This is a genomic window from Verrucomicrobiia bacterium, from assembly GCA_019634625.1.
Lineage (GTDB): Bacteria > Verrucomicrobiota > Verrucomicrobiia > Limisphaerales > CAIMTB01 > CAIMTB01.
Map to the genome: position 1 here is coordinate 71,918 of JAHCBA010000014.1, position 25,548 is coordinate 97,465.

Here is a 25,548-nt window from a genome sequence, read left to right on the forward strand (position 1 = left end):
CACCCAGCCTGATTCCCATGGAACGTTTCCTGCACTCCCTTCGTGCCTACCCGGCTCTCGCCGGCATCACCACCTTCGTCCTGATCTCCGTGACCCTCGCCGTGTTGCTGGGGACACTCATGCACCGATCCGGGGCTTCCCTGAAACCCCTGGTCTTCTTCTTCGGATTCCTTGCCATCGTGGCCGTTCCCCAAGGCACGGTGCATCTCCTCGATGTCCTCGCCCATCGCCGCGCGGTTCGCCTGCACGCCGAACAGCCCCCTCCATCGGACACCGGATCGCCGTCACAGCCGGCATCGCCTGCCCAACCTGCCCCCGGCCTGAAGCCGGTCTCCTGGGACCTCATCTTCGGCCCCGGCGCGGATCCTTCCCTGATCACCGACGCCAAGCGGGGCCTCGACGCCATCGTGGGTGCCGCTACCGAAGCAAAACTCTCCTTCAATCGCTCCGGGGAATCCGCCCTCGCCGCCCGCTTCAACACGCCGCTCGAAGCCCTGCAGGCTCTCGACCGCTACGGAACCTTCTTCCAGTTCGCCCAGGCGTCCGGCAGCGACGACTGGGGCTGGACCGCCCGTCGCCACGGCGGCCAGGGCGAATGGAACCACCTGGTCGCCGCCGGCAACGAACTCTATGCCTGGAGCGGCGCCACCCGCGAAGGCGTCGAGGCGCGCCGCATTCAGGCGCTCGGCCCCATCCCCGCCGCCACCGCCGCCTCCGGCGCCACCGCCACCGCCGCCACCGCCGCCACCGCCGCCTCCGGCGCCTCCCCCGCCGGCACCAGCCCCGGGCGTCAATCCGTCTCCCATCGCCTCGTCGCCAACACCCCCGTCATGGCCTGTTTCGTCGGCATCAATCTCGTCTTCGCCGTGGGCTGGTTCTTCAAGGGCTCCGCCTGGGCCACACGTCAGTCCCCGCCCTCCAACACCCCGGCCCTCGATGCCCAATCCCTTCGCGAACGCCTCCTCGCCATCAACCACGGAGAGACTCCCGTCACCGTCCGAACCGCCGACGACGGACGGGCCATCGAAATCACCTGGCGCTACGCCGACGCCCGCTGGCTCGACCTCATGCGCGTCCACCGGGTCCGCCGCACCCACAAGCTTGTCCTCCTCCCCGACGAATCGTCCCGCACGGTCCGCGTTCGCGAATTCTGGAGTGCCTTCGACGCCTCGGCCGGTCTCGACGGACTCCGCCTCCACTGGGAGGCCGCAACCGGCATGCAGTTCTTTCAGTTCGAACACCGCCGTGTCTTCGGCGCGCAACTCGATGCCGACGGAAGGCCCACCGGCGAACTCAGCGCCGCCTACACCTTCAACCTCCAGGAACTCAAGGGTCCCGTCGCCGACGTCGTCACCGCAGCCGGCTGGACCTGGCAGCCGGTCCTGTGGAACGCCCCCGCCGGCTTCCGCTGGCTGACCGAATGACCCCCTCCCATTCCCGGAATCCACCTCCATGTCGCTCAAGGCGCTCACGGTCCTCAGTTGGTCCCTCTGGGGCGTTCTCGCCCTCGGCGTGGCCGTCGTGTCGGCGATGCTCCTGACCGAACGCCGCCACAGCCCCGAACTCGGCCGCGAAGCCTCCGTCGGCCTCGTCGTCATCCTCGTCGCCCTCCTCGCTGCGGCCGGGCTCATCCTCCACCTCCTCGCCCGCAAACAGTCCTTCGCCGGGCTGGTCATCGTCTCCCTCTTCTTCGCGTCACCCCTCGTCCTCATCCTCGCGCGCCAGGCAAAGTTCAGCCTCGTCACCTGGCTCGCCCGACGCGAATTCGCCCGCATCGGCGCCCATTCCGACCCGGTGGCCGCCCCGATGGCCCGTGCCATCCTTGCCGATGACGCCCCTGCCCTGGCGCTCCTGCTTCGATCCCATTCCCCGCCCCCCGCCGTCCGCGACCGGGCCGGGCTCGACCTCGTCGCCCTGGCCTGTGTCGCCATGGTCCAGTCGAAGGCCAGCGCCGAACCCCTGCGCATCCTCCTCGATGCCGGGGCCGACCCCGCCGCCTCCCGCCTGCCCGAGGACCTTCCCCTGGTCGGCTTCCTTGTCCTCAACGCCGACCGCGCGCCCCACGCCGCCGATGGCCTGACCCTCCTGCTCGCGCACGGTCTCGACCCCAATACCCCGCTGCCGCGTTCCGGCGATCTCCCCCTCGCCCTCGCCGCAAGGCACCTGGATCTGGTCCGCATCCTCCTCGACCACGGCGCGGACCCGGACCGCCTCGATGGCAACGGGGACAGCCTGGTGGTTCGCTTCATCGGAACCCAGGCCTGGGACGCCGCCCTGCTCCTGATCGAACGGGGCGCCGCCCTCGACCACGTTTCCTCGGCGGGCACGTCCGTGGACTACTACCTCCGTGAATGGCGCAACGGCGTCCATGGCGAACCCTCTCCCGAATGGGACCGCGTCCGGGCCGCCATCGACCGACGCCGCCAGCCCGTGCCACCCTCACCCTGATTCCCATCCCATGCACTGGTTCCTCTACATCCTCCTCGCCCTCCCCGTCGCCGCCCTCGGACTCCTCTGCGGCGGTTACATCGGAGACCATTGCGTCCGCTGGTACCGCATCTCCAGCTTCGAGGGAGGCTCCGGGTACTTCGTGGTCGGCCTCGCCCTTCTCGGCGGCGTCGTCGGTCTCGTCACCGCCCTGGTGACCGCCGGCGCCCTGGCCCCGCAACAGGGTCCCGGCTACCTCAAGGCCTTCGGCACCTCCACCGGCATCGTCCTCGCCATGGCCTGTCTCGCCCTCCTGTCCTGCTGGCTGCTCGCCGACATCCCCCCGCGCCTCCACGGCCGTGAACTGACGATCGAGGTCGAAGTCCGCCTCCCGGCCGATGCCCCTTCGCCCCGCGACGCCCAGGGCGAATCCCGCATCGAACTCCACTCCGTGGCCGGCCGCACCTCACGCGCCTCGCAGAGGGGAACCCTCCGCCCCAACGAGGCCCGCCTCGAAAACGGACGTTGGATCGTCCCCGGAGACGTCTTCCTCTTCACCATGCGCGGACACCGTTCCCTGTCCTTCCGCCTCGATGGCGGGGAAATCACCGGATTCCTCGCGCCCATCCCAGCCCGGCCCGGACCCGACTTCCTCGCCTGGAGCGACTGGTACCCGCGCCCACCCGCCCCCAATCCTCCCTGGCCGGACTCGCGACTCTCCTACCGCTTCCGACTGCGGACGATCGAACCGCCGCCTCCCCCTCCGTCCGCGGAGGAGTCTCGAGCCCGTGAAGAGGCCGAAGCCCAGGCCCGCTTCGATGCCATTCCCGCCGACGCCCCCTTCGATGTCTGGCTCGCCTATTCCCGCCACAACGCCACCGACCTCCGCGCCACCATCGCCACCGAACGCCTCCTCGCCCGGCCCGATCTCGCCTCTGAACTCGCCCGGCGCATGCAGCTCAGCGACATCGAACCCGCCACCGACGCCCTTCGCTTCGTCCGCCGCATCCCCCATCCCTCGCCGGATCTGGTGGATCCTCTCCGCGCTGTCGCCCGGACCCTCGGGGAACGTCTCCGCGAATTCAACGTGACCCCGGTCGAGGTCGATCCCTCCTACGAGAAGGCCGCGGACATCTCCCGCCTCTTCAGTGCCTGGTTCCCGGCCGTCTCCCATCTGCGCGAACGCCTCGGCACCGATTTCACCTCCGAACTCGCCACGATCCTCACCCTGGCCCGCCAGCGGCCCGACAGCCAGGCCCTCCGCGCCGATGTCGTGCGCGTCGCAAGTCATTACCTCCACGAATGGGCCGGCGTCGCACCCCTCCCCACCGATCCCAAACCCCGCTGAACCACCGCCCCGCCCGCCCATGTCCGCGTCCCCCGCCGACGACCCGCGCCTCGCCGCCTTCCCACCCGCGCTTCGAGCCCTGCTCGATGCCGAACTGGCCGCCGGCAACCGGATCATCGAGGTCGCCAGTTGCTTCCCCGCCCCGCCCGCCGGCGCCTACGCCAAACTCGCCGCCCCCGTCACCACCCGGCCCCGTGCCTCGGACGAATCCCTCCGCTTCCACGACCACAATTCCTCCTGCTACGCCGGCGAATTCACCGACGCCAGGCGGTTCCATTTCGTCCTCGAACCCCCTCGTCCGCCCGAACCGGAGGTGGACATGGACGCCCTCAGGGCCGCCCGCGAGGCCTCCTACGCCGCCGCCAACGCCCGCGCCCTCACCCCCACCGCACCCCCCACGCCACCCCCGCCCCGATCCAGTCGCGCCCACCCGGTCCCTCCCCGCCCCCCCGCCAGTCTCGTGGACCGCTTCAAGGCCAGCATGGTCATGGACTATGAGAAATGGCACGACGGCACCGGCTATGACCTCGCCCTGATTCGTCAGGCCACCGACGCCGAACGCGCCCTCATCGAGGAACTTCTGGTCCACCGCTCGCCCCGCAACTGGCGCGACGTCGAGGCCCTCTCCGCCCTCGGCCACGATCGTCCCCGGGTCCGCGCCGCCCTGCTGGACGCCTTCGCCGACCGGGATGCCGAAGTCCGCCTCGCCGTCCATCGGCACGCCCCCGGACTCCTCACCGAGCAACGCCGCATCGCCTCCCTGGTCGCCGCGTTGGAGCACGCCGACTTCTACGCCGGCCTCACTCAGGCGCTCATGGAGGTCCGCACCTTCCACCCCCCGCCGGTGATCGAGGCCCTCTGGCGCGGCCTGGAAACCCGCGCCCCCGGCATCGCAGTCCACTTCGCCGCCCTGCTCTGCTACCTGCACGGCCAGGCCTCTTCCCCCTTCGACATGAGCCAGCGCCCCTACTTCCTCAGCTTCCATACCGACCGCCCGGAAGATCGCCTGCCGAAGATCCGCGAATTGCGCGACCGTCTCGCACCGTTCCCCGTCCGCCCCCACGAGACCTGAACCTCCCCCTCCCCTCTCCACCCTCCACCCTCATCCCCGGGTCCCGGTCAACCACACCTGGCTCGCCACGAACGCCGGCAACCACCGCACCGGCGACGTCCGGACGGGCCCCACCCGGAACCTCCGGCGCATCGCCGCCCGAAGCCGCTTCCAGTTGAACCCCTTGTGGTCGTGCAGCAGGGGCCCCAATGCGCTCCGGTGCAGCGGACGTTCCACATGCTGCGCCTCGCCCGCCCACACCGCCCGCCACAACTCCCCCGCCGTGTGCGGCGTCGTCCCCGGATAATCCCCCACCCCCCGCCACCCGTTCAGCGTCCGCACCGCCTGCTTGATCACCGCCGATGCCCCGATCTCCACGGGCACCGACACCAGCAACGTTCCCCCGGACGCCAGCCACCGTTCAAACGACGCCAGGCACACCTCGAAGTCGGGCAGATGTTCCAGCACTTCCATGCACACCACCGCATCGAAGGCCCCCTCCCACGCTCCGGAATCCAGTTCGTCCACCCTCACGAACGACAGCCCCTCCCGCCCCCCGAACCGCCGCCGGTTGCTCTCGATCAGGTCGCCCGCCACCTCCGCACCCACCGCCTCCCGCGGTGCCTGCCCGGATTCCATCAGCAACGCCAGGTACGTCCCGTCCCCGCAGCCGTAGTCGAGCACCCGCTTCCCCGCAAACTCCCGGCTCAGTTCCAGCGCCGTGCGAAACCGCGCCGCATGACTCCACGCAATCAACCGGCTCCGCGAGCCCATCTGCTTCCGGGCAAATGCGCCCTCCCCGATCGCTTCGTTCATGGCCCCCTCCCCCCAGCGTCTCCCACCCGAAGTCTTGCCACCGCCTCATACACCGCCTCGGTCGCCGCCGCCCGGCTGTCCCACGAGTAACTCATCGCCGTCCGTCGGGCCGCCTCCCCCAGACGCCGCCCGAACCCGGCGTCCGACTCCAGCCGCTTCAGCGCCTCCCGCCATGCCACCCCATCGCCGGCATCGACCTTCAATCCGTTCACCCCGTCCTCCACCCATTCCGCCGCCCCAATGTCACGCCCCACCACCACCGGCAGCCCCGACGCCATCGCCTCCGCCACCACCATCCCGAAGGCGTCGTACCGCGATGGATACACAAAGACATCCGCCGCCCGATATGCCCGGGCCACCTCCACCTCCGGCCCCCGCAACGCCAACCGCCCGGCCACCCCAAGCTCCTCCGCCCGCGCCGCGTACCAGCCCGCCGCCGACCGCGTCACCGCCACCAGCCGAACCCCGGGGAAGTCCCGCAACACCTCGATCGCCGTTGCCAGTCCCTTGGTCGCCTCGCCCACGAACAACCACATCCGCTCCCCCGCCCCCACCCCGTATCGCGCCCGGCACCGCCCCCGTTCCCCATCGTCCACCGGCGGACGAAACATCGCCGTGTCAATGCCGTGGTGGATGACGCTCATCGGACGGCGCCACCCGTAATGGCGCGCCAGTTCCTCAGCCACCCGCGCCGAAACCGCGATCGCATGCGTCGCCCGACGCTGCCGGTAAAACGCCGCCTCGACCGGATGCACCAGCCCCGCAAACACCCGCTCACGCACCGTCGCCGGCCGCTGCGCCAGACGTCGCGCCGCATTGCACACGTGCGCCGTAATCACATCAGCATTCCAACAGGTCAATCCCTGCGCATGAATCACGTCATAGGCCCGTCCCCGCATCGCCCAGGTCGCCCCCGCCAGAAAACTGAACACCGTCAGCAGCGACGTCCTCCGCCACGCCCGAACCGGCCGGTACTCCCATCCCGGTTCCCGCTCCACCGCAAACCGGCTGGACACGATCTCGACCCGGTGCCGGACCGCCAGCCGGCGCGCCAGTTCGATCCCATACCGTCCCTGTCCCAACCCGGGATCGAAGTCATGCACCACCAGCGCCAGCCTCATGCCGCCTCCCCCTTCCCCGTCCCGCCATCCCCTCCCGTCAGCGACCTCACCAACGCCGCAAACCGCCCCCGCAACACCTCGTACCCGCATTCCGCACGCGCCCGTTCCGGCAACCTCCGGGCCAGCTCCCGCCAGTCCTGCCGTTCCCGCACCTCGCGGATCCTCGCCGCCAGCCGCTCCGGATACCCCCGGTCCACCGCCCCCTCGAAATTCAGCAGCATCGGCTCGGGCAGAAGCAGCGGCGCCTCCCCCACCCGGCTCGCCACAATGAACCGCCCCGCCGCCATGTACTCCGGCAGCTTGCCCGTCGTCCGCACCTGCCCCGCCAGGTTGTTGGTCTGCGTGGACACCGCGATATCGAACAACCGCACCGTGGGCTGGACCTCCTCGTACGGTATCCTCCCCGCAAACCGCACCCGATCCTCCACGCCGAGCCGCCGCGCCTCCCCGCGCAACCACGGCAACCCGTCGCCATCGCCCACGATCAACCCGCTCACCCCAGCCTCATCCCCCAACCGCGCCAGGGCCCCGATCAGGTCCCAGCCGTAACAGATCCCCAGCCGCGGGCTGTACACCGTGGACCCCAGCACGCCCACCACCAACCCGTCCGGCAACCCCAGCCGACGTCGCACCCGCTCCAGCACGTCGCTTCCGATCGGGCCCGGATCAACGTACCCGTCCCGGATCAGTTCCACCCGCCGGTAACCCTGCACCAGCAGCCATTCCCGGTGCCGGGTTCCCCGCACCACAATCGCCGTCGCCCCCCCCTGGACCCGTCCTTCAATCCACCGAAGCAACGGCAGGCGCCAGCCCGCCCCAATCCCCGAAGCCCGCGCCATCTCGTACACCGCATCCCCCGTGTCCAGCACGTACCGCCCTCCCGTCCGCCTCGCCCACCACGGAACCAGCCAGCCCCCGGGCATCGCCGTGTTGATCACGTACACCAACCCCGGTCGCCCTTCGCGCAACGCCCGCCACCACCGGATCGCCGTCGCCCACCGGCCCCCTTCCCGCAGCAGGATCGTCACCCCCCCGTCCGGTGGTCCCAGTCCCCGGGCCAGCTCCCGCGCCCGCTGCGCCTCCACACTGCCCGCACCCCCGTGCACCAGCATCGTCACCCCGCCCATGGTCGGTCGATTCGACTTCATCGCGCCCGCAGGCCCCGCCACCGTAGCGGGGTGAGCGTGGACTGGGAAGAGAGCGCCTGCGCCCTCTGCGGCGAACTCGACGGCACATCCGTCCTCGCCATTCCCCAACCCGACGCCCCAGCCGGCGTCGCCCATCTCTGGCAGTGTCGCTCCTGCGGACTCCGTCGCCTGAACCCACGCCCCTCCCCGGGCGCCCTCGGCCACTACTACGCACTCGCCCAGGGCTACAACGCCTTCCTGGGACGCACCCGCTCCCCCCATGTGCAGCGGGTCTGGGATTTCCTTCGCGACGCCCACAGCCGGCCCCCATCCCTTCGCGGCTGGCGCCGGATCGTCGCCCCGCTGGCCGCCCCCATCGCCCGGTGGGCCTTCGACATCAATCTTCGCCTCGACGGCCCCCGCCCTCCCCGCGTCCTCGAGATCGGCTCAGGTTACGGCGACATCCTCATCTACCTCCAACAGCGCGGCTGCGACGTGCTCGGAGTCGATCCCAGTCCCCAGGCCGCGGAGGCCGGACGGCGCCACGGCATTGACATTCGGGTTGGGTGCGTCGCCGATCTCCAACTCCCCGACGCCTCCTTCGACGCCGTCATCCTCTGTCACAGCCTCGAACACGTGCCCGACCCCAACCGCGAACTCGGCGAAGCCGCCCGCCTCCTCCGGCCCGAAGGCCAGCTCCACCTCGCCGTGCCCAACGGCCACGCCGTGCGCCTCACCCTCGACGGCCTCCACTGGGCCCACCTCTCCCATCCCCTTCACCTCTGGTACTTTGATGCCCGCTCCCTCACCCGGCTCCTCGCCCGACACCGCCTCGTTCCCATCCGCCCCCCCGTGACCACCAGCCGGCATCACCCGTTCCAGCACGGGTGCCGTGAATTCCTCCACGGCCAACCGCTTGCCGCCACCCGCCAACTCCTCCGTTTCCTCAGCGCCTCCCTCCGCACCCCCGACGGCGGCGACGTCCTCCGCCTCATCGCCGCCAAGTCCCCAACGCCGGACCCCGCCCCTCCACCCGTTCCCGATACGCCCGCCTGACCCATCAACCCCGCCTCGCGAACCCACCGAACCCACCCCCCAACCTTTACCCCCTCAACGGCCAACCGCGGACACCCTCGCAACAACGCAAACTGCGTGCATATGCACGCAGTTTGCAACCATTCGACAAGGTCACCGAGTCAATCTCAATGCGCCTGCCTTAGTATATTTGGTCTCGAGGTCAATCTTAGTAAGCCTGTCTTTGTATATTTTGGGATGCCCCGCGCCTCCTGCGCAGTCAATTTAAAATGTCTGACTTGCTATTTGTTGACCGATGCCTGGCGACTGAGCTCTCCCCCTCCCCACCTTCGCCGCTTCCTCGCCGGACCCGTCGATGCTACTACTGCACGCCATGCCGCTGCACTGGCTCGCCCGCTTCCTCGCCGCCTGGCTCCTCCTGCTCCTGGGCCCGGCCCTCGCGGCCGAACCACCGGGCAACCTGCGCTGGGATCGCGAGCATCGGCGCGTGGACGCCAACTTTCACGACTGGCCCCTCGACCAGGTCCTCGAACGGATTGCCTCCGCCACCAATTGGCGCGTGCTCGTCGAACCCGGCCTGAATGCCACCGTGGCCGCCCGCTTCGAACAGCGCTCCGAACGCGAAGCGCTTGCCCTGCTCCTCGGCGACCTGAATTTCGCCCTGCTCCCCGGCCGCGACACCCCTTCCCGTCTCCTGGTCTTCCGTTCCCAGTCCTCGCTCGCCACCGTCCCGATCGAACCCCGCGCGACGTCGCCCGGTGCCCCTGAATCCTCCCAGCCCATCCCCAACGAGCTGATCGTCCGGCTCAAACCCGACGCCTCCATCACCATCGAGGAACTCGCCCGCCGCCTCGGAGCCCGCATGGCGGGCTCCATCGATTCCCTCGATGCCCACCGACTGGTCTTCGACGATGCCGAAGCCGCCGACTCCGCCCGTGCCCTGCTGGCTGCGGACGACGATGTCGCCTCGGTCGAAGCCAATCATCCCCTCAGCCTCCCCTCCCGCATCGATCCCCTTCCAGGCGCCATTCCGCCCCCGCTCGGACTTCGGGCCCGCCCGATCACCGACGGTTCCTCGGTCATCGTCGCCCTCCTCGACACCTCCCTGCCCCATGGCGGCTTGGCCCATCCGGATTTCCTGCTCCCGACCGTCTCCCTCACGCCTCCCTCCGGCGTACCCACCGAAGGACTCACCCATGCCTCCGGGATGTTCGAAACCATCCTCCAGGGACTCAGCGTCACCCAGTCCGGCCCCGACGGCACTCCGGTACGCATTCTCCCCATCGACATCTATGGGGGCCGTTCGCAAACCTCCACTTTCGAGCTGGCCCAGGGCATCGTCGCCGCCCTCGAACGAGGCGCGGACATCCTCAACCTCAGTCTCAGCGGCCCGAACCCCAGTCCCGTCGTACAGGATGTCCTCCGCCAGGCCTCCGCCGCCGGGGTGCTGGCGTTCGCCGCACCCGGAAATCAGCCCACCGGCACCCCCACCTACCCCGCCGCCTACCCGGATGTCCTCGCCGTCACCGCCAGCGATCACCGCGGTCAAATCGCCCCCTACGCCAATCGGGGAACATTCGTGGATCTCATCGCCCCCGGCACCTCCATCGTTCCCCACGCCGGCGAAGCCTTCGTCGTCCAGGGCACCTCCGTCTCGACCGCCTACGCCAGCGGCCTCGCCGCCGGCCTCCTCGCCCAACCCAACACATCGCCCTCCACCGTCACCACCCACCTGCACGACCGCATCGGCTTCCGTCACCTGCCGCCGTAACCCCGACTCCCCCGCTCGCCACCTCTTCCAACAACCCGATGCCCGAAAGAACTGGCCAGGGCATGGCCCAGCAGATTTTTCGGGAGGCCCTTGCATCTTCGCAAGTCCTTGGCGCAGTCGGAGCCAGTTGTCAGAGCGGACGGAGGTTCGACACGGGGGTCGCAGCGCGCAGCGACGTCCTCCATCTGGAATGTTGGACGTCGTCCGGCAACCAGCCGGGCAGTGGTCGGGCACAGCGCCGTTCGCGTATTTCCAGGATGGCGGAGCGGTCCGTCGTGCGAGGATATCGCGCCACCCCTGGCGTTCGGCATCGCCTCGAACCGCCAACCGAAGGGTTGGCCTGCCTTGGCTCCGGCTTCACACCTCCGCCCGCGTGAACAGCCGCCAGCGCCGCATCAGCGCCCCAAGCCACTCGACGTGCAAGGCCGGCGCATCCCCGCCACTCTCAAATCTTGCCCGCGCTCATCTTGCCCATTATCAAACGGCAATGCATTCCCGCTGCCCGTCGCCCGCCCCCAGACGCGGTTTCACCCTCATCGAACTGCTCGTGGTGATCGCCATCATCGCGATCCTCGCCAGCCTGCTCCTGCCGGCCCTCGCCAAGGCCAAGGAAAAGGGGAAGTCCGCGTCCTGCATCAATAGCCTCCGCCAGATGGGCATCGCCCAGAAGGTGTACTCCAGCGACTACGACGAACGCTATGTCCACACCTTCCAGGTCCGCGGTGCCAACGTCTTCCGCAAAGCCTGGTTCAACTTCCTGCAGCCCTACCAGCAGACCACCAACCTCCTCCTCTGCCCGAACAAGACGAAGAAGTTCCGCGAGGCCATCGCCATGTATCCCAGCGATCAGCAGGATCATGCGGTCTCCAACTACGCCATGAACTTCCGCCTGGGCGGCTGCGACTGGCCCGGAAGCTGGGATGTCCGGGATTGGCCCCCCCTCCGCGATTCCGCCGTCCGCAGCCCCTCGTCCACAGTCCACCTCACCGATGGCGGCTCCCGCCCCGTCAACACCCCCGACCCCTTCCGCTGCGTCACCCCGGCCTCTCCCGAAAAACCCGGCTGCTGGATCGTCCATGACCCCCGTCACGATGCTCCCTGCACCGGTTGCGTCACCTCCCCCGGCGATCCCAACTGGGGCGGCCCCCACCTCCGACATAATCAACGCAGCAACGTCCTCTTCGCCGATTCCCACGTCTCCGTCCGCCGCGCCTCCGAATGGTACTGGTCGGATACCCCCTGGCTCAAACCCGACGTCGGCGGCGCCGGCCTCTGATCCCGCTCGGCTCCGTCCCGGCCTCCGCCCCGACCCGCTCCACAGCGTCCCAACACCCCGGCCCGACTCCACCCCCCCCACCCCCCCTCCCGTCGCCGCGTGAATACCGTCCGTCGTCTCCCCGCCCTCGCCCTCGTCTTCCTTCACCTTGCCCAGGCCCGCGTCGATGCCGAGGTCGTGGACTTCAATTTCCACATCCTCCCCCTCCTCTCCGATCGCTGCTTCGCCTGCCACGGTCCCGACGATCAGGCCCGCAAGGGACGCCTCGACCTCCACACCCGCGAAGGCGCCCTCCGCGGCGGACGCTCCCGCGAACCCGCCATTGTCCCCGGCAATCCGGATGCCTCCGAACTCCTCGCCCGCATCCTTGCCTCCGATCCCAACGACGTCATGCCTCCCCCGGAGGCCAAACTTCCGCCGTTCACCCCCGAAGAAACCGACCGGCTCCGGCGGTGGATCGAACAGGGAGCGGAGTTCAAGGAACACTGGGCCTTCCTGCCCATCGTTCCCCCCGCCATCCCCGCCCTCGACGATTCCACCCCGCCCGCGGTCAACGACATCGACCGCTTCGTCCGCACACGCCACCACCAGGAGGGACTCCCCTCCCAACCCGAAGCCGCCCCGGAAACCCTCCTCCGCCGCGTCACCCTCGATCTCATCGGTCTTCCCCCCACGCCGGACGACATCGCAGCCTTCCTCGCCGACCCCTCGCCCGCCGCCTACGAGGCCGCCGTCGATCGCCTCCTCGCTTCCCCTCACTACGGGGAACGCATGACCCAGGAATGGCTCGACCTCGCCCGCTACGCCGATACCTACGGCTACCAGTCCGATGTGGACCATGACCTCTCCCCGTGGCGCGACTGGGTCCTTCGTGCCTTCAACGAGAACCTTCCCTGGGACGACTTCATCACCTGGCAGCTCGCCGGCGACCTCCTCGACCAACCCTCCCCCGACCAGATCCTCGCCACCGCCTTCAACCGCCTTCATCGCCAGACCAACGAGGGCGGCAGCATCGAGGAGGAGTTCCGCGCCGAGTACGTCGCCGACCGTGTCCACACCATGGGCACCGCCTTCCTCGGCCTCACCCTCGAATGCGCCCGCTGCCATGACCACAAGTACGACCCCATCTCCCAGCGCGATTACTACCGCCTCTTCGCCTTCTTCAATTCCATCGACGAGTCCGGCCTGTACTCCCACTTCACCCGCGCCACCCCCACTCCCGTCATGCGCCTCTGGGAAGGCGACACCGAACGGCGGCACCGCGAACTCCTCGAAGCCCGCCTCGCCCTCGAGGACGCCTTGACCGCCCGCCGCGCCACCGCCCGCCCCCGCTTCGAACGCTGGCTCGCCCACACCCGCTCCTCCGAACCGCCTCCCGTCCCCGATCCCGTCGCCCATCTCCCGTTCGAGACGATCGAGAATCATCGCACCCCGGACTCCCTCTCCACCAACCTCGTCCGCCTCCACGACAACCCCGAACTCGTCCCCGGCCGCGTCGGACAGGCGATGAAGTTCAGCGGCGACAACTCCGCCGTCCTCCCCCGTGCCGGCCGATTCGGCCGCACCGATCCCTTCACCTTCTCCCTCTGGCTCCAGCCCGCCGACACCGCTCCCCGCGCCGTGGTCTTCCATGCCTCCCGCTCCTGGACCGATTCCGGCAGCCGCGGCTATGAACTCGTCCTCGAACACGGTCATCCCTTCTTCGGCCTCATTCACTTCTGGCCCGGCAACGCCGCCGCCGTCCGCACCCGCGACCCTCTCCCTCCCGGTGTCTGGTCCCATCTCACCGTCACCTACGACGGCTCCGGCCGCGCCGCCGGCATCCGCATCTACCGCGACGGCCTCCCCCTCCCCCTCGATATCGTCCGGGACCACCTCGCCAAGGACATCCAGCATCGCGCCGAATGGGGCGATTCCGATGTCGGCGGCGTCCCCCTCACCCTCGCCGGCCGCTTCCGCGACAATGGCTTCAAGGACGGCCTCATCGACGAGTTCCGCGTCTTCAATGCCGAACTCACCCCCGTCGAGGTCGCCCTCCATGCCGGTCTCCCCCATCCCCTCCCCAGCCTCCCCGAAACGGCCTGGCTCGCCCACTTCCTCGCCCGTCACGACGACGCCTCCCTCGCCCTCCGAGCCCGCTGGCACGAAGTCCTCGTCGCCGAAAACAACCTCGTCACCCCCGTCCGCGAAATCATGGTGATGCAGGACCTCCCGGAACCGCGCCCCACCTTCGTCCTCCAGCGCGGCGCCTACGACAGCCCCGGCGATGCCGTCCAGCCCGGCACCCCCGATCGCCTCATGCCCATGGATCCAGGCCTGCCCCGCAACCGCCTCGGCCTCGCCCGCTGGATCACCGACCCCGCCCATCCCCTCACCGCCCGCGTCGCCGTCAATCGCATCTGGAAACACCACTTCGGCCAGGGCCTCGTCGGCACCACATGGGACTTCGGCGCCCAGGGTGAACTGCCCTCCCACCCCGAACTCCTCGACTGGCTCGCCCACCGCTTCGTGAGTTCCGGCTGGGATCGCAAAGCCCTCCATCGCCTCATCGTCACCTCCGCCACCTATCGCCAGGCCTCCTCCGCCCCCCCCAACCTCCTTGCCCGCGACCCCGAGAACCGCCTGCTCGCCCGCGGCCCCCGCCATCGCCTCGACGCCGAACAGATCCGCGACGGCGCCCTCGCCGCCAGCGGCCTCCTCGTCCCCACGCTCGGAGGCCCCGCCGTCAAACCCTACCAACCTCCCGGCGTCTGGGAGGATGCCGGCACCGGCAAGTCCTACACCCAGGACAAGGGTGACAAACTCTACCGCCGCAGCCTCTACACCTTCTGGCGCCGCACCGCCCCGCCGCCCAGCATGCTCACCTTCGACGCCACCTCCCGCGAGGTCTGCACATCCAAACGCGACGCCACCACCACCCCCCTCCAGTCCCTCGTCCTCCTCAACGACACCCAGTTCGTCGAAGCCGCCCGCGTCCTTGCCGAACGCCTTCTCACCGATCACCCCCACGATCCCGCCGCCCGTGCCCAAGACGCCTTCCTTCGCCTCGTCGGCCGCGCCCCGGATGACCTCGAAACCGACCTCCTCGCCCTCCTTTACACCGAACAACGCGCCCATTTCCGTGCCCATCCCGACGACGCCGAAGCCTTCGTCGCCATCGGCGAACGGCCACGCGACCCATCCCTCCCAGCCCCCGAACTGGCCGCCACCACCGTCCTCACCAGCGCCGTGATGAACCACGACGAATTCGTCATGAAGCGCTAGACTTGGACATCCTCCTTCATCCCCTCCACACCCCCATGAATCCTCCCTCCCTCTGTGTCGGCCCCGTTCCCGCTGCCCACCTCAGCCGCCGGGGCTTCCTCAACCGTTTCGGCTTCGGCCTCGGTGGCATCGCCCTCGCCCATCTCCTCCAGCCGTCCCGCACCCTCGCCGCAACTCCCACCCCCGGTCCCGGCCCCGACCGCGGAGTCCTCGGCGGCCAGCTCCACCACGCGGCCCACGCCAAACGCGTGATCTTCCTCTTCATGGCCGGCGGGCCGTCCCAGCTCGAAACCTTCGACTACAAACCCCTCCTCAACGAGCGCAACGGTCAGCAGCTCCCCGATTCGGTCCGCATGGGCCAGCGCCTCACCGGCATGTCCGGCAACCAGGCCTCCCTCCCCCTCGCCGGCTCGATCTTCAAGTTCGCCCGGCATGGCCAGTCCGGTGCCTGGCTCAGCGAACTCCTCCCCTGCACCGCCCGCGTCGCCGACGACCTCTGCATCGTCCGCTCGATGTACACCGAGGCCATCAATCACGACCCCGCCATCACCTTCCTCCAGACCGGTTCCCAGATCTCCGGCCGCCCCAGCATGGGCGCCTGGGTCCACTACGGCCTCGGCAGCGACAACGAAAACCTCCCCTCCTTCGTCGTCCTCATCACCCGCGGCAAGGTCGATCAACCCCTTTACGCCCGCCTCTGGGGCAGCGGCTTCCTCCCCGCCCAACATCAGGGCGTCCAGTTCCGCGCCGGCAAGGAACCCGTCCTCTACCTCAACAATCCCGACGGGATCGCCCCCGAAAGCCGGCGCCTCATGCTTGATCGCCTCCGCGATCTCCACCAGCACGCCGCCGACCGCTCCGGTGACCGCGACATCGACTCCCGCATCGCCCAGTACGAAATGGCGTACCGCATGCAGACCAGCGTCCCCGAGGCCACCGACCTCTCCGGCGAACCCGACAGCGCCTTCGACCTCTACGGACCCGATTCCCGCAAGCCAGGCACCTTCGCCGCCAACTGCCTCCTCGCCCGCCGCCTTGCCGAACGCGGCGTCAAATTCATCCAGCTCTACCACCAGGGCTGGGACCAGCACGGCGGACTCCCCAACGGCATCCGCCAGCAGTGCAAGGAAACCGACCAGCCCTCCTACGCCCTCCTCACCGACCTCAAACAACGCGGGCTCCTCGACGACACCCTCGTCGTCTGGGGCGGCGAATTCGGTCGCACCAACTATTCCCAGGGCAAACTCACCGCCACCGACTACGGACGCGACCATCACCCCCGCTGCTTCTCCCTCTGGATGGCCGGCGGCGGCGCCCGCCCCGGAACCACCTACGGCACCACCGACGACTTCGGCTACAACATCGCTGAAAACGGCGTCCATGTGCACGACTTCCACGCCACCCTCCTCCACCTCCTCGGCGTCGATCACGAACGCCTCACCCACTTCTTCCAGGGCCGCCGCTTCCGCCTCACCGACGTCCACGGAAAGATCATCCAGCCCCTCCTCGCCTGACGGTCCGTCCACACGTGCCACCAGAACCAGATGCCGAGACTTACTCCACCGCATCCACCCGGAGATCGCGCAGCACGGTAAGCCCAGGGATGGGAGCGCGCCGTATGATCCTTGCGCCGCTCTTCCGACGCTTGCCGAACCTGTCCCGGTGCCGCTCCCACATCTGGTCCACGAACTCCTTCGATCCCAGGAACACCCCGTCCGTCATGTGCCGGATCCGTAACCGCAGGATCTGACCCAGCGGCAGTTGTCCGCCCCGCGCCAGCTCCGCCTTGATTGCCTCCGGATCCAACACCCGCTTGTCGCTCCGCCCTGACGTCCCGCCGATCACGTATAGCGCCAGGCGATATTCTGCTGACGCAGCGCTCCAGTCCTGGGTCTCCAGAAAGCCCATGATTCCGCGGCGGATGACCTTGTCGCCGGTGAGGGCGGCGGCGTAGCCGCAGAAGCGGTAGTCCTTGGGATCGTTGACCAGCCCGGCGCGGACGGGATTGAGGTCGATGTAGGCGGCGATGGCGCGGAGGGTGCTGGGACAGTCCTCCACCAGGACGCTGCGGAAGCGTTCGCCCCAGAGGTAGCCGGTGCGGTCGTGACGGCGGTTGTACCAGCGGGAGAAGCGTTGCTTGAACTCCTGAAGGAAGACGGAGAGATCGGCGATGCGGGAGAGGACCGCCTGGCGGATGTCGTCCGGGAGGGGCTGGCCCTTGTTGACGGCAGCACGTGCGAGGGTGGGGAGAGTGGACTTGGGCCCGTAGAAGTCCTCGAGTTTGGCGAGGATGACATCGTCCGGGATGGAGTCCGGGAGGGGCTTTGGAGGAACGCGGATGAGGAGATGGAAGTGGTTGGACATCATGCAGAAGGTGATGATGTCGATTTCGCAGAACCGGGCGAGGTGATGGAGGATGTTGAGGAGTTTGTGCTTGGCGGAGTCGTCGAGGAGAGGGAGGCGACCGGCGACGCGGGACATGCAGTGATAGACCGCCGGGAGGGTGGGGTCGGCTGTGATGCGTGGGGTTCTCATGAGGTGGGCGTGGGTGGAGAGACAGGGCTGGTGAACAGAATGACGGGCGAAAGGGTGAGCACTGGGTCTGAATTGCGTCAAGAGTAAAGGGCCTGCCTTGTTATATAAAGAGTTAAGTTTAAAGTGCCTGACATTTTAACTGACATCGCGGCGTCGGGTCACCGTAGAATCCCTCGGAACGGCAGCCCTCACGCCGAGATGTTCGGTAACGCACCGTCTCTTTCGCCGCCGTGCATCCCGAAGTTGTGGGGAGAGGTGCGAACTCCGCCAAGCGTCGCTTCGGAGGGCCGAGTTCTATGAGGCCGCAACGGTGTGGAGCATTGGGTTGAGGACTCACAGATCTCGTCCCTCCGATTCGCTGCCTCCTCATCCATAACTCCGGGATGCACCGCTTTCGCCGGGTGCCCCATCCCAAGGCTGGTCAATCGCCCCGCCGCACGCCACGCTCTTCGAGCTCTGATGACTCCGCGTACCCCCGCCGAATTCCGCGGCGCAATCCGCAAGATCCAACGCCTGTACGCGACCCCCGAAGTCCTCAGCCGCGCCCTCCGGTTGGTGAAGGAACCCGACGTCAACCTTGAGAACGTCGGCCATCTGGTCGGCAAGGACGCTGCCCTCGTCGCCGATGTCATCCGCCTGAGCAACAGCGCCCTGTTCAGCCGAGGCGAAAGCTGCGTGGACCTCCAGCTTGCCCTCCAGCGACTCGGCCTCGAAGAGGTCATCCGCGTCATCGAACTCAGCCTCAGCAAACACATCTTCGGCAAGGGCCTCGCCAACTACGGCCTCACTGCCGCCCAATACTGGCGAAGCTCCCTCCTCGCCGCCCTCCTCATGGAGCAACTCGCCTTCATCCATGGCGTCGATGCTCCGGAGGCCTACACCATCGGCATCCTCCATGCCCTCGGCCGCGTCCTTATCAATGAGGTCCTCGACGAAGTCGCCCATGGCCCCCCCTGGGACCGCTCGGAATCCCTGGAAATCTGGGAGGTGTCCCGCGTGGGCTTCACCCACGCCGAAGCCGGGGCCCTCCTCCTCGGCGAATGGGGCTTCCCCCCAGCCATCGTCAAACCCATCGAAAACCAGCTCGGCACCCCCAGCGTCGTCCCCGCCCACACCCCGATCGGCATGCTTCGCCTCGTCCGCCTGGTTCTGACCCACGACACCGAAGCCGGCCTTGCCCCGCGCCCCGCGGAGTTTCCCATCGACCTCCTCGGCTGGGCCGGATTCGCCTCGCCAGGGGAACTCCTCGAACTGCTATCCGAAGCCCAACAGCAACTCGACGAGGTCGCCGCCAGCCTCGAAGTCGCCGATCAAGAGGTTCCGGAAGGGCTGTAAGCCGAATTCTGTCTGCCCGCGTCACCGCGGGGAGAGGACCATTTCTCTTAGCGGCCATACCCGGGACCCGTCCGCTCGCGCGGAACCGGAGCGGGCCGCTCCAGGGCCCCCTATTTGGCCTTGCTCCCGACGGGGTTTTCCGTGCCGCTCCGCTTGCGCTCGGCGCGGTGGGCTCTTACCCCACCTTTTCACCCTTGCCACCCCGGCCCGAAGACCGGAGTTCGGCGGTATGTTCTCTGTGGCACTGTCCGTCGAGGGGCCTCGCGGCCCCGTCTCCCATGCGTATCCCCGGTCTTCCCGGGGTTGCATGGCATCGCGCCCTGTGGAGTTCGGACTTTCCTCCCTTGGAATGAACCAAGAGCGGCCCTCCGCCCTTCCGGAACCCCTCCATCCTATCCCCCCCTCCGCCCGCGCCGCAAGCACCGCGGTGCATCCCCGAGTTGGGGTGAGAAGGCAGCCATTCCGAGGGACAAGCTCCGCGAGTCCGCCACCGAATGCTCCCCACCGTTGCCGGCTCCTGGAACTCGCCCCCCCCGAGACCGCCCTTCGCGAAGCTCGCACCGCCCCCCAGTGCTCCGGAATGCACGGCGCGAAGCGAAACGCGTCCATCCAAGGTTGACGGCACGATGCCCATTGGAGTAATGGCACTCGCACATCGTGGTTCAGGACCGGCCGCACCAACTCCGGCCACCAGCGAACCCCACGCAAAACGCCCACCTCCCACCTCCCACCCCCCTCATCTCAACGCGTCGTGCAACGGCGCGCGCGAGCTCAGGCCGTACGCAGGCACGCGGGCGCATCGTCCCACCCCGATGAAAACGTTCGCCGCACTGCTCCACCATTCGCGTCTCGCCGACGCCAGCATCCTCCCGTCCGCCCTCGCCAGGCCAGGACCAGGCCGTTCCTCACGATCCGATCCGTTCTATCACGAACGCTGGCGCGTTCACCTCGTGGGCTCGGTCAGCACCCTCGGTGAGCAACAACGCCTTCATGCCCAAGGTTCCGGATATGGTGATCCCTTGGGCCCGGTCGAGATCCAGATCGACCTTTCCCTCGTCCCCTTCGAAGACGGACGTCCCCGCCTTCATCGGGCTTTCCGGGCCACCGGACGTTCCCGCTCCACCACGGCCGGCGGCGATGTCCTCGTCATCGGCTTCGTCGGCACCCTGCGCTGTGAGATCGTCCGGGACGACGATCCATCCGGGGGGGCCCGCGTCGGGTTCGAACTGGCCTGGCAAACTCTCCCTGACGGCTTGGGCACCCTGTCCGGCGCCATCGGTGCGGGTATCATCCGTGGTCGCAGTCATCCCGAAGGCGGCTACCACGGCCAGACCACCGGCACCCTCGCACGCCCCGCATCCGCCGGTTGAGGGTGGGCTGTCGGGAATCCCAAGGGAATAGTCCATCGGTTCCCCGCCTCCGATCTGCCACACCGCCCGTCGCCCGTCGCCGGATCCGACCGGCCAATGCCTCCCCTATGGCTCGCGCATGCGTTGCCGCGCCTTCTCCAGTATGCGCCGCTCCCGCTCGGTCAGACTCTGGATCCCGTGCGCCGAAATCTTGTCGAGGATCGGATCCACCTCCCGGCGCATGAAGTCCTCCGGTGTCTCCACCGGACCCCGCCCCCCGCCGGCCCCCGGATTCAGCCCCCCTAGGCCCTGGCCCGCCGGAACCGACATCCGCCCGGGCCGCCGCCCCAACCCCCCGAATGGATTCAGCCGCCGCAACCACGCCCGCCCATCCTCATGCAGGAACAGCCGCACATAGGCCACCCCCGTCAGAAGACCCCCCAGATGCGCCCCGTGCGCAATGCCGCTGTGCAGAAAGGCCACCCCGAACACGCTGAATCCAAACAGAATCCAGAACAGCGTCATCGACTTCAGCCGCACCGGGAAGACGTACAGAAAGAACATCACCTCCCGCCCCGGAAAAAGGAAGCAGTACGCCCCGATCAAACCCAGCACGCTCCCCGAAGCGCCCACCGTGTACCCCTGCCCGTAGTTCGGGTACCACGCCTGACAGCCCACCTCGAGCAGTCCACCGAACACGCCCGCTGACAGATAAATCTTCCAGAAACGCCGCACTCCCACCGTCTCCAGCATCGCCCGCCCAAAAAACCAAAGCGCGATCCCGTTGAACAGGATGTGCCACGGCCACGGCGCGTCGTGCAGAAACTGGTAGGTGACCAGCCGCCACACCTCAAAGCGCCCCAGCGCCTGCCCGCTCAACCCAAAAATCAGCGTCAGACTCGCACCCCCGTACACCCGCAGCACGCACTCGATCAGGAAGATCCCCACCAGCACGATCAACAGCAGGTTCAACGGCGAGCGCCAGCCGCCCCCACCGGATTCCCGCATGTAATCCCGGTCGTACAACATGCGCGCCGAGCGTAGGCCCGCCCCACCCCGAGATCAACGCCCCAACCGGCCCCACCCCGGCACGGTCTCCGCCACCGCCCGGTGAATGATGTCCTCCACCCCGGGCGCCAGCCGCGTCGGACGGTCATAATACCAAAGCGAACTCTCCGCCTCGTACCCGCCCTCCGCCAGGATCCGCCGCGACGGAATGTAACACGGCACGTCGTTCGCATACGCGGTGACCCACAACCGCTCGTTTCCGAACTCCCGCTTCAATCGCAACGCGTAGTCCACCACCACTTCCCCGGGCAGAAACACCATCGTCAGCCCCTCCCCAAACCGCCATCCCTGCACCGAATACGGCAGCGCCTCAGGCAACCGTTCGCCCCGGTCCAACCGCGCCAACTGCTTCCCGGCATGGTATCCAACGATGCCGCCCTCCCCCGCCCGCCGCTCCCATTCGGCCCTTTCAGGCAACGCCTGAAACGGCAATGTCAATCGCCGGAATGCCGCCTCCGGCATCGCCGGCAGCGGCGTCAAGGACCCCGCCAACACCTCCTTCACGCCGTCCGCCAGCGCCCGCCCATGGCGCCGTGACAGTTCCAGCCCGAAATCGTCACCGCCCCGCGGGTTCGGATTGGCGTCCGCCCCGCACCCGATGGTAATCAGGGCCGTCGCCCCGGGGTGTTCCGCCTCGAGGTAGGCTTGCGCATGTCCCGCCCAGTCGCCGTGATGCGCATTGATCTGGTGCCCCATGGTGGTGCAATGACAGGCGTAGTTCGCCACCAGCGCCCGGATGCCCCCGTCCGGATCCCGCGCCACCAGCACCGGCAACGCATGATCCACAGGCCCTCCCCCCGGACGCCGGTTCCCCGCAAACCCGACGGCGCCCTGCCCATGGTACAAACGCCCGCTTCGCCGGTCCGCCAACGCCTCCAGGGCAACCCGCTCCAGGGCGTCCGTCAATTCGGCCGTGTACCGGTCACTGGCCGCCGCCTCGTCCGCAGTCAGGTCCCGGACAAAAATGTTCTCCGCAAATCCCCGCACCATCGGGGCGTAATGGGTGTGCGACGACGCCACCACCACGTCCTCGCGTCCCAATCCGGCCTTCCGCTCCAATCGCGCCGCCACCTCGTCGGCCACCGCGGCCGGCACCCCGCAGTTGTCCACGGTGATCAGCACCCGCCCCCCTCCCCCGTCCCCACCCAAAGCCAGCGCCTTGGCCCACAGCGTCTGCAACGTCTCCGTCGCCATCCCCGACCGCGCCGCATATCCCGTGAGGCGGATCGGATACCCGGGTGTGATGTCCGCGCGGGCCACCCCCACCCTCCCTTCCGCCCCCACCGGCATCCCTCCCGCCGCCGAGGCGTCGGCCAGTGCGCGCACCCGGACGCCACGGTACGCGATGGGCGCCCGAAACCGGCTCACACTCGCATGCTGGAGCGCGATGTGCCCCTCGCGGTGCCGGGCGAAATTCGGGAACTCATCGAACTTCCCCGCCTGCACGCCCGCCCGAAACTCCGCTCCCTCCCAATCCACCTCCATGATCCGTTCTCCGTTCAGGTCCTGCCACATCCGGCTGCCCCGCACCACGATCCGTGTCCGGTTGAACTCTCCCACCGGCACCAGCGATTTCGGTCCCGGCGCCACCAGTCCATAAATCGACCCCGCCGAAGTCTTCGGATCCTCCGCGTCCGGATGGTTCGCATCGTCGAGAATCTGCACTTCGGGACCCGTCTGCCACGTCTCCGCCTCGTCCTCCCCGACCCGGACGAGAATCCCCCCGTTGCCGCGCACCGACACCCGCCACTCCACCTCGAGTTCGAAGTCCCCGTACCGCTTCCGGGTGATGAGATCCACCACCGTCCCGTCAGGACGCGGCACCAGCGCGCCATCCGCCACCTCCCAGCCGTCGTCCGGAAAATCGTCCCGCCGGAACCCTCGCCAATGCGCCGTGGAAACGCCGTCGAACAGCACCTCCCACGACCCCGCCCCGTCGGCAGCCCCCTCGGCCCGGCTCGATCCGCTCCCCGCCGTGGCCATCAGCGCCCACGCCGCCGCCATCAGAATCGCTCCCCCGGCCACGCGCCGGCAGGAACCCGCCTTCGTCTGGGATGTCACGCCCTTCATCGCACCAGATAATCCTCCACTTCGCCAAATTGAAACCATCCGCCACCGTCCCAGCCCTGGTCCGCCGGGAAGAAGTCTGCGGGAACGGGCTGCTCGCTCACAGCCCCTCCGCCCCCCGCCTCACCTGCGGACCATGGACCGCATCGTGCGGCTCAACGTGAACCGTCACATCCACAATCCTCCAGGGCGCCGCCAGCAACCGGTCCTTCACCGCATGCGCAATCTGGTGCCCGCACCGCACCGAGGCGTCCCCATCCACCAACACGTGGATGTCCATGGTCAGCTCGATTCCCGCCCTGCGTATCCGGCACTTCTCGATCCCCAGCACTCCGGGCACCGAACCCGCCAGCGCCCGGATCTCCGCCACACGTTCCGGGGCCACCGACGCGTCCATCAGCTCATTGGCCGATTCCCGAAGCAGCTTCACCCCATTCCACGCGATCACCCCGCAGACCGCCAGCGCCGCCCAGTCGTCCGCCGTCTCGTACCCCTCCCCCCCCGCCAGCGCGATCCCGATCCCCACAAACGCCGCCGCCGAGGTCAGTGCATCCGACCCGTGATGCCATGCGTCCCCCCGCACTGCCACGCTCCCGATCCGGCTCCCCACCCGGGCCACGCGACGTGCCAGAAACACCTTGATGCCCACCACGCCCGCCAGCACGGGCAGCGTGAACCACGCCGGACCGTGCTGCGGATGCCGGATCTCCCCCACGCTGTGCCACGCAATCCAGCCCGCCGCCACCAGCAGCATCGTGGCCACCCATACCCCCGCCAAAGGCTCCGCCTTCCCATGTCCAAACGGGTGCTCCTCGTCCGGTGGCCGCGCCGACACATGCATCCCCCCCATCACCACCAGCGAACTGAACGTGTCCGCCGCCGACTCGATCCCGTCCGCAATCAGCGCGTACGAATGACCCACCACCCCGGTGACGATCTTCACCACCGCCAGCCCCACGTTCACCAGCACCCCCGCCAGGGCCGCCCGCATTCCTTGGCGATAGGGATCCATGGTCCGCCCTTCCCAACCCTCAGCGAAACACCTTCACCCCAGCAGCCTCGATCTCCGGCACCTGCCGCTGTCGCGCCACCGTCCCCAGCGGATTGCCCGCCAGGTGCAGTCGGAGAAACGGCGCGAACCGCTGCGCCTCATCTCCCTTCACCCACCGCACCACCCCATCGAGATCCTGAACCCGGTTCCGTTCGAGCAACAGCAGCTGCACCCGTTCCAGTCCCGTCAGCGGCGCCAGATCCGCCAGTCGGTTGTCGCTCAACGACAGCACCGTCAGTCCTCGCAGCCCCTCGATCCCCGCCAGGGACTCGATCCGGTTCCCATCCAGATACAACGACGCCAGCCGCCCCAAGGCCCCCAGCGGTCTGATGTCCTCGATCCGGTTCCCGCTCAGATACAACGCCGCCAGGTTGGTCAACCCTGACAAGGGTACGATGTCCGTCAGGCCGTTGCGCGCCGCGTGCAGGTACTGAAGCGCCGTCACCCCCCGCAGGGGCGCCAGCGTCTCAACCCGGTTGCTCTGCACATCGAGAAACTGAAGCCGCGTCAACCCGCTCAACGGCCCCAGGTCCGTCACCCGGTTCCCCGCCAGATCCAGCATGGCCAGATTCCGGCACCGCTCGAGCCCCGCCAGATTCGTGATCCCCCGTCCCCGCGCCTCCACCGTCGAAACCCCGATCACGTCGGACTCCACCAGCGGCTCGTCCGTGAAGCGCTTGGCAAACACCTGCTGGCGCACCGCCGCCTCGAGCGCGGGATCCGCAAACAGTCCCGTCGCCCCCGCCTCCTCGACCCCCATTCCACAAACCGCACAAACCGCACAAACCGCCAGCAAGACCCCTCCCACCCCGCCAAACCATCGTCCCGTTCGCGCGTGCATGGTGCCGAGTTCTGTCAAACACCACCGCCCCGCGCCAAGCGAAAGCCGCGACCCCACCCGTCAGCC

General features: G+C 68.4%; 18 protein-coding genes, 1 other RNA gene and 1 pseudogene. 11 read left to right on the top strand and 9 right to left on the bottom strand.

Going from position 1 to position 25,548, the window contains the following annotated elements; genetic code table 11:
* The first annotated feature begins 17 nt into the window (after positions 1 to 17).
* From KF833_10535 to KF833_10550, 4 genes are read left to right on the top strand one after another with little or no spacing between them, the layout of a single operon-like run.
* Positions 18 to 1,424, top strand: coding sequence for a hypothetical protein (locus KF833_10535; GenBank protein ID MBX3745733.1), 1,407 nt, complete (start codon positions 18 to 20; stop codon positions 1,422 to 1,424).
* A 28-nt stretch (positions 1,425 to 1,452) separates the two neighbouring features.
* Positions 1,453 to 2,448: an ankyrin repeat domain-containing protein gene (locus KF833_10540; GenBank protein MBX3745734.1), complete on the top strand. Its 996-nt coding sequence runs from the start codon at positions 1,453 to 1,455 to the stop codon at positions 2,446 to 2,448.
* Positions 2,449 to 2,458: 10 nt separating this feature from the next.
* Entirely contained in the window at positions 2,459 to 3,775 is a 1,317-nt protein-coding gene (locus tag KF833_10545; GenBank protein MBX3745735.1) for a hypothetical protein, read from the top strand.
* Positions 3,776 to 3,794: 19 nt separating this feature from the next.
* Positions 3,795 to 4,847: a hypothetical protein gene (locus KF833_10550; GenBank protein MBX3745736.1), complete on the top strand. Its 1,053-nt coding sequence runs from the start codon at positions 3,795 to 3,797 to the stop codon at positions 4,845 to 4,847.
* 30 nt (positions 4,848 to 4,877) lie between these two features.
* Here the strand turns inward: KF833_10550 and KF833_10555 are convergent, their stop codons facing one another.
* The 3 genes from KF833_10555 to KF833_10565 are packed head-to-tail and all read right to left on the bottom strand — an operon-like array spanning position 4,878 to position 7,911.
* The gene (locus tag KF833_10555) at positions 4,878 to 5,642 is read right to left on the bottom strand and encodes a class I SAM-dependent methyltransferase (protein ID MBX3745737.1); all 765 of its coding nucleotides are present in this window, start codon (positions 5,640 to 5,642) and stop codon (positions 4,878 to 4,880) included.
* Positions 5,639 to 6,763 (bottom strand): glycosyltransferase family 4 protein, encoded by a 1,125-nt coding sequence (locus KF833_10560; protein ID MBX3745738.1) that lies wholly within the window; start codon positions 6,761 to 6,763, stop codon positions 5,639 to 5,641. Before KF833_10560 ends, KF833_10555 begins: the two co-directional genes overlap by 4 nt.
* On the bottom strand, positions 6,760 to 7,911 hold the full coding sequence (locus KF833_10565; GenBank protein MBX3745739.1) for a glycosyltransferase: 1,152 nt from the start codon (positions 7,909 to 7,911) through the stop codon (positions 6,760 to 6,762). Before KF833_10565 ends, KF833_10560 begins: the two co-directional genes overlap by 4 nt.
* A 30-nt stretch (positions 7,912 to 7,941) precedes the next feature.
* On the opposite strand from KF833_10565, the gene KF833_10570 reads away from it, so the two are divergent.
* From KF833_10570 to KF833_10590, 5 genes are all read left to right on the top strand, one after another.
* Positions 7,942 to 8,946 carry a class I SAM-dependent methyltransferase gene (locus tag KF833_10570; GenBank protein ID MBX3745740.1) on the top strand — a complete coding sequence of 335 codons (1,005 nt, stop codon included), beginning with the start codon at positions 7,942 to 7,944 and terminating at the stop codon, positions 8,944 to 8,946.
* 352 nt (positions 8,947 to 9,298) lie between these two features.
* Entirely contained in the window at positions 9,299 to 10,696 is a 1,398-nt protein-coding gene (locus tag KF833_10575; protein MBX3745741.1) for a S8 family serine peptidase, read from the top strand.
* A 487-nt stretch (positions 10,697 to 11,183) separates the two neighbouring features.
* Positions 11,184 to 11,972, top strand: coding sequence for a prepilin-type N-terminal cleavage/methylation domain-containing protein (locus tag KF833_10580; protein MBX3745742.1), 789 nt, complete (start codon positions 11,184 to 11,186; stop codon positions 11,970 to 11,972).
* 195 nt (positions 11,973 to 12,167) lie between these two features.
* The gene (locus KF833_10585; protein ID MBX3745743.1) at positions 12,168 to 15,236 is read left to right on the top strand and encodes a DUF1553 domain-containing protein; all 3,069 of its coding nucleotides are present in this window, start codon (positions 12,168 to 12,170) and stop codon (positions 15,234 to 15,236) included.
* A gap of 35 nt (positions 15,237 to 15,271) precedes the next feature.
* The gene (locus KF833_10590; protein MBX3745744.1) at positions 15,272 to 16,750 is read left to right on the top strand and encodes a DUF1501 domain-containing protein; all 1,479 of its coding nucleotides are present in this window, start codon (positions 15,272 to 15,274) and stop codon (positions 16,748 to 16,750) included.
* A 40-nt stretch (positions 16,751 to 16,790) separates the two neighbouring features.
* Here the strand turns inward: KF833_10590 and KF833_10595 are convergent, their stop codons facing one another.
* A complete protein-coding gene (locus tag KF833_10595; GenBank protein ID MBX3745745.1) occupies positions 16,791 to 17,771 on the bottom strand; it encodes a transposase in 981 nt (326 codons plus the stop codon).
* Between the two features lie 459 nt (positions 17,772 to 18,230).
* Between KF833_10595 and KF833_10600 the strand changes: the two are divergent.
* Positions 18,231 to 18,854, top strand: a pseudogene (locus KF833_10600) (HDOD domain-containing protein).
* Positions 18,855 to 19,087: 233 nt separating this feature from the next.
* Here the strand turns inward: KF833_10600 and rnpB are convergent.
* An RNA gene (gene rnpB / locus KF833_10605) (RNase P RNA component class A) lies at positions 19,088 to 19,486 on the bottom strand.
* Positions 19,487 to 19,918: 432 nt separating this feature from the next.
* Here rnpB and KF833_10610 point away from each other — a divergent pair.
* Entirely contained in the window at positions 19,919 to 20,476 is a 558-nt protein-coding gene (locus KF833_10610; protein MBX3745746.1) for a hypothetical protein, read from the top strand.
* A 105-nt stretch (positions 20,477 to 20,581) separates the two neighbouring features.
* Here the strand turns inward: KF833_10610 and KF833_10615 are convergent, their stop codons facing one another.
* From KF833_10615 to KF833_10630, 4 genes are all read right to left on the bottom strand, one after another.
* Positions 20,582 to 21,484, bottom strand: a complete 903-nt coding sequence (locus tag KF833_10615) for a rhomboid family intramembrane serine protease (protein ID MBX3745747.1) — start codon at positions 21,482 to 21,484, stop codon at positions 20,582 to 20,584.
* 33 nt (positions 21,485 to 21,517) lie between these two features.
* The gene (locus tag KF833_10620; GenBank protein ID MBX3745748.1) at positions 21,518 to 23,593 is read right to left on the bottom strand and encodes a neutral/alkaline non-lysosomal ceramidase N-terminal domain-containing protein; all 2,076 of its coding nucleotides are present in this window, start codon (positions 23,591 to 23,593) and stop codon (positions 21,518 to 21,520) included.
* A gap of 97 nt (positions 23,594 to 23,690) precedes the next feature.
* Positions 23,691 to 24,602 (bottom strand): cation transporter, encoded by a 912-nt coding sequence (locus KF833_10625; protein ID MBX3745749.1) that lies wholly within the window; start codon positions 24,600 to 24,602, stop codon positions 23,691 to 23,693.
* A 19-nt stretch (positions 24,603 to 24,621) separates the two neighbouring features.
* Entirely contained in the window at positions 24,622 to 25,482 is an 861-nt protein-coding gene (locus tag KF833_10630; GenBank protein MBX3745750.1) for a leucine-rich repeat domain-containing protein, read from the bottom strand.
* Positions 25,483 to 25,548 lie beyond the last annotated feature (66 nt).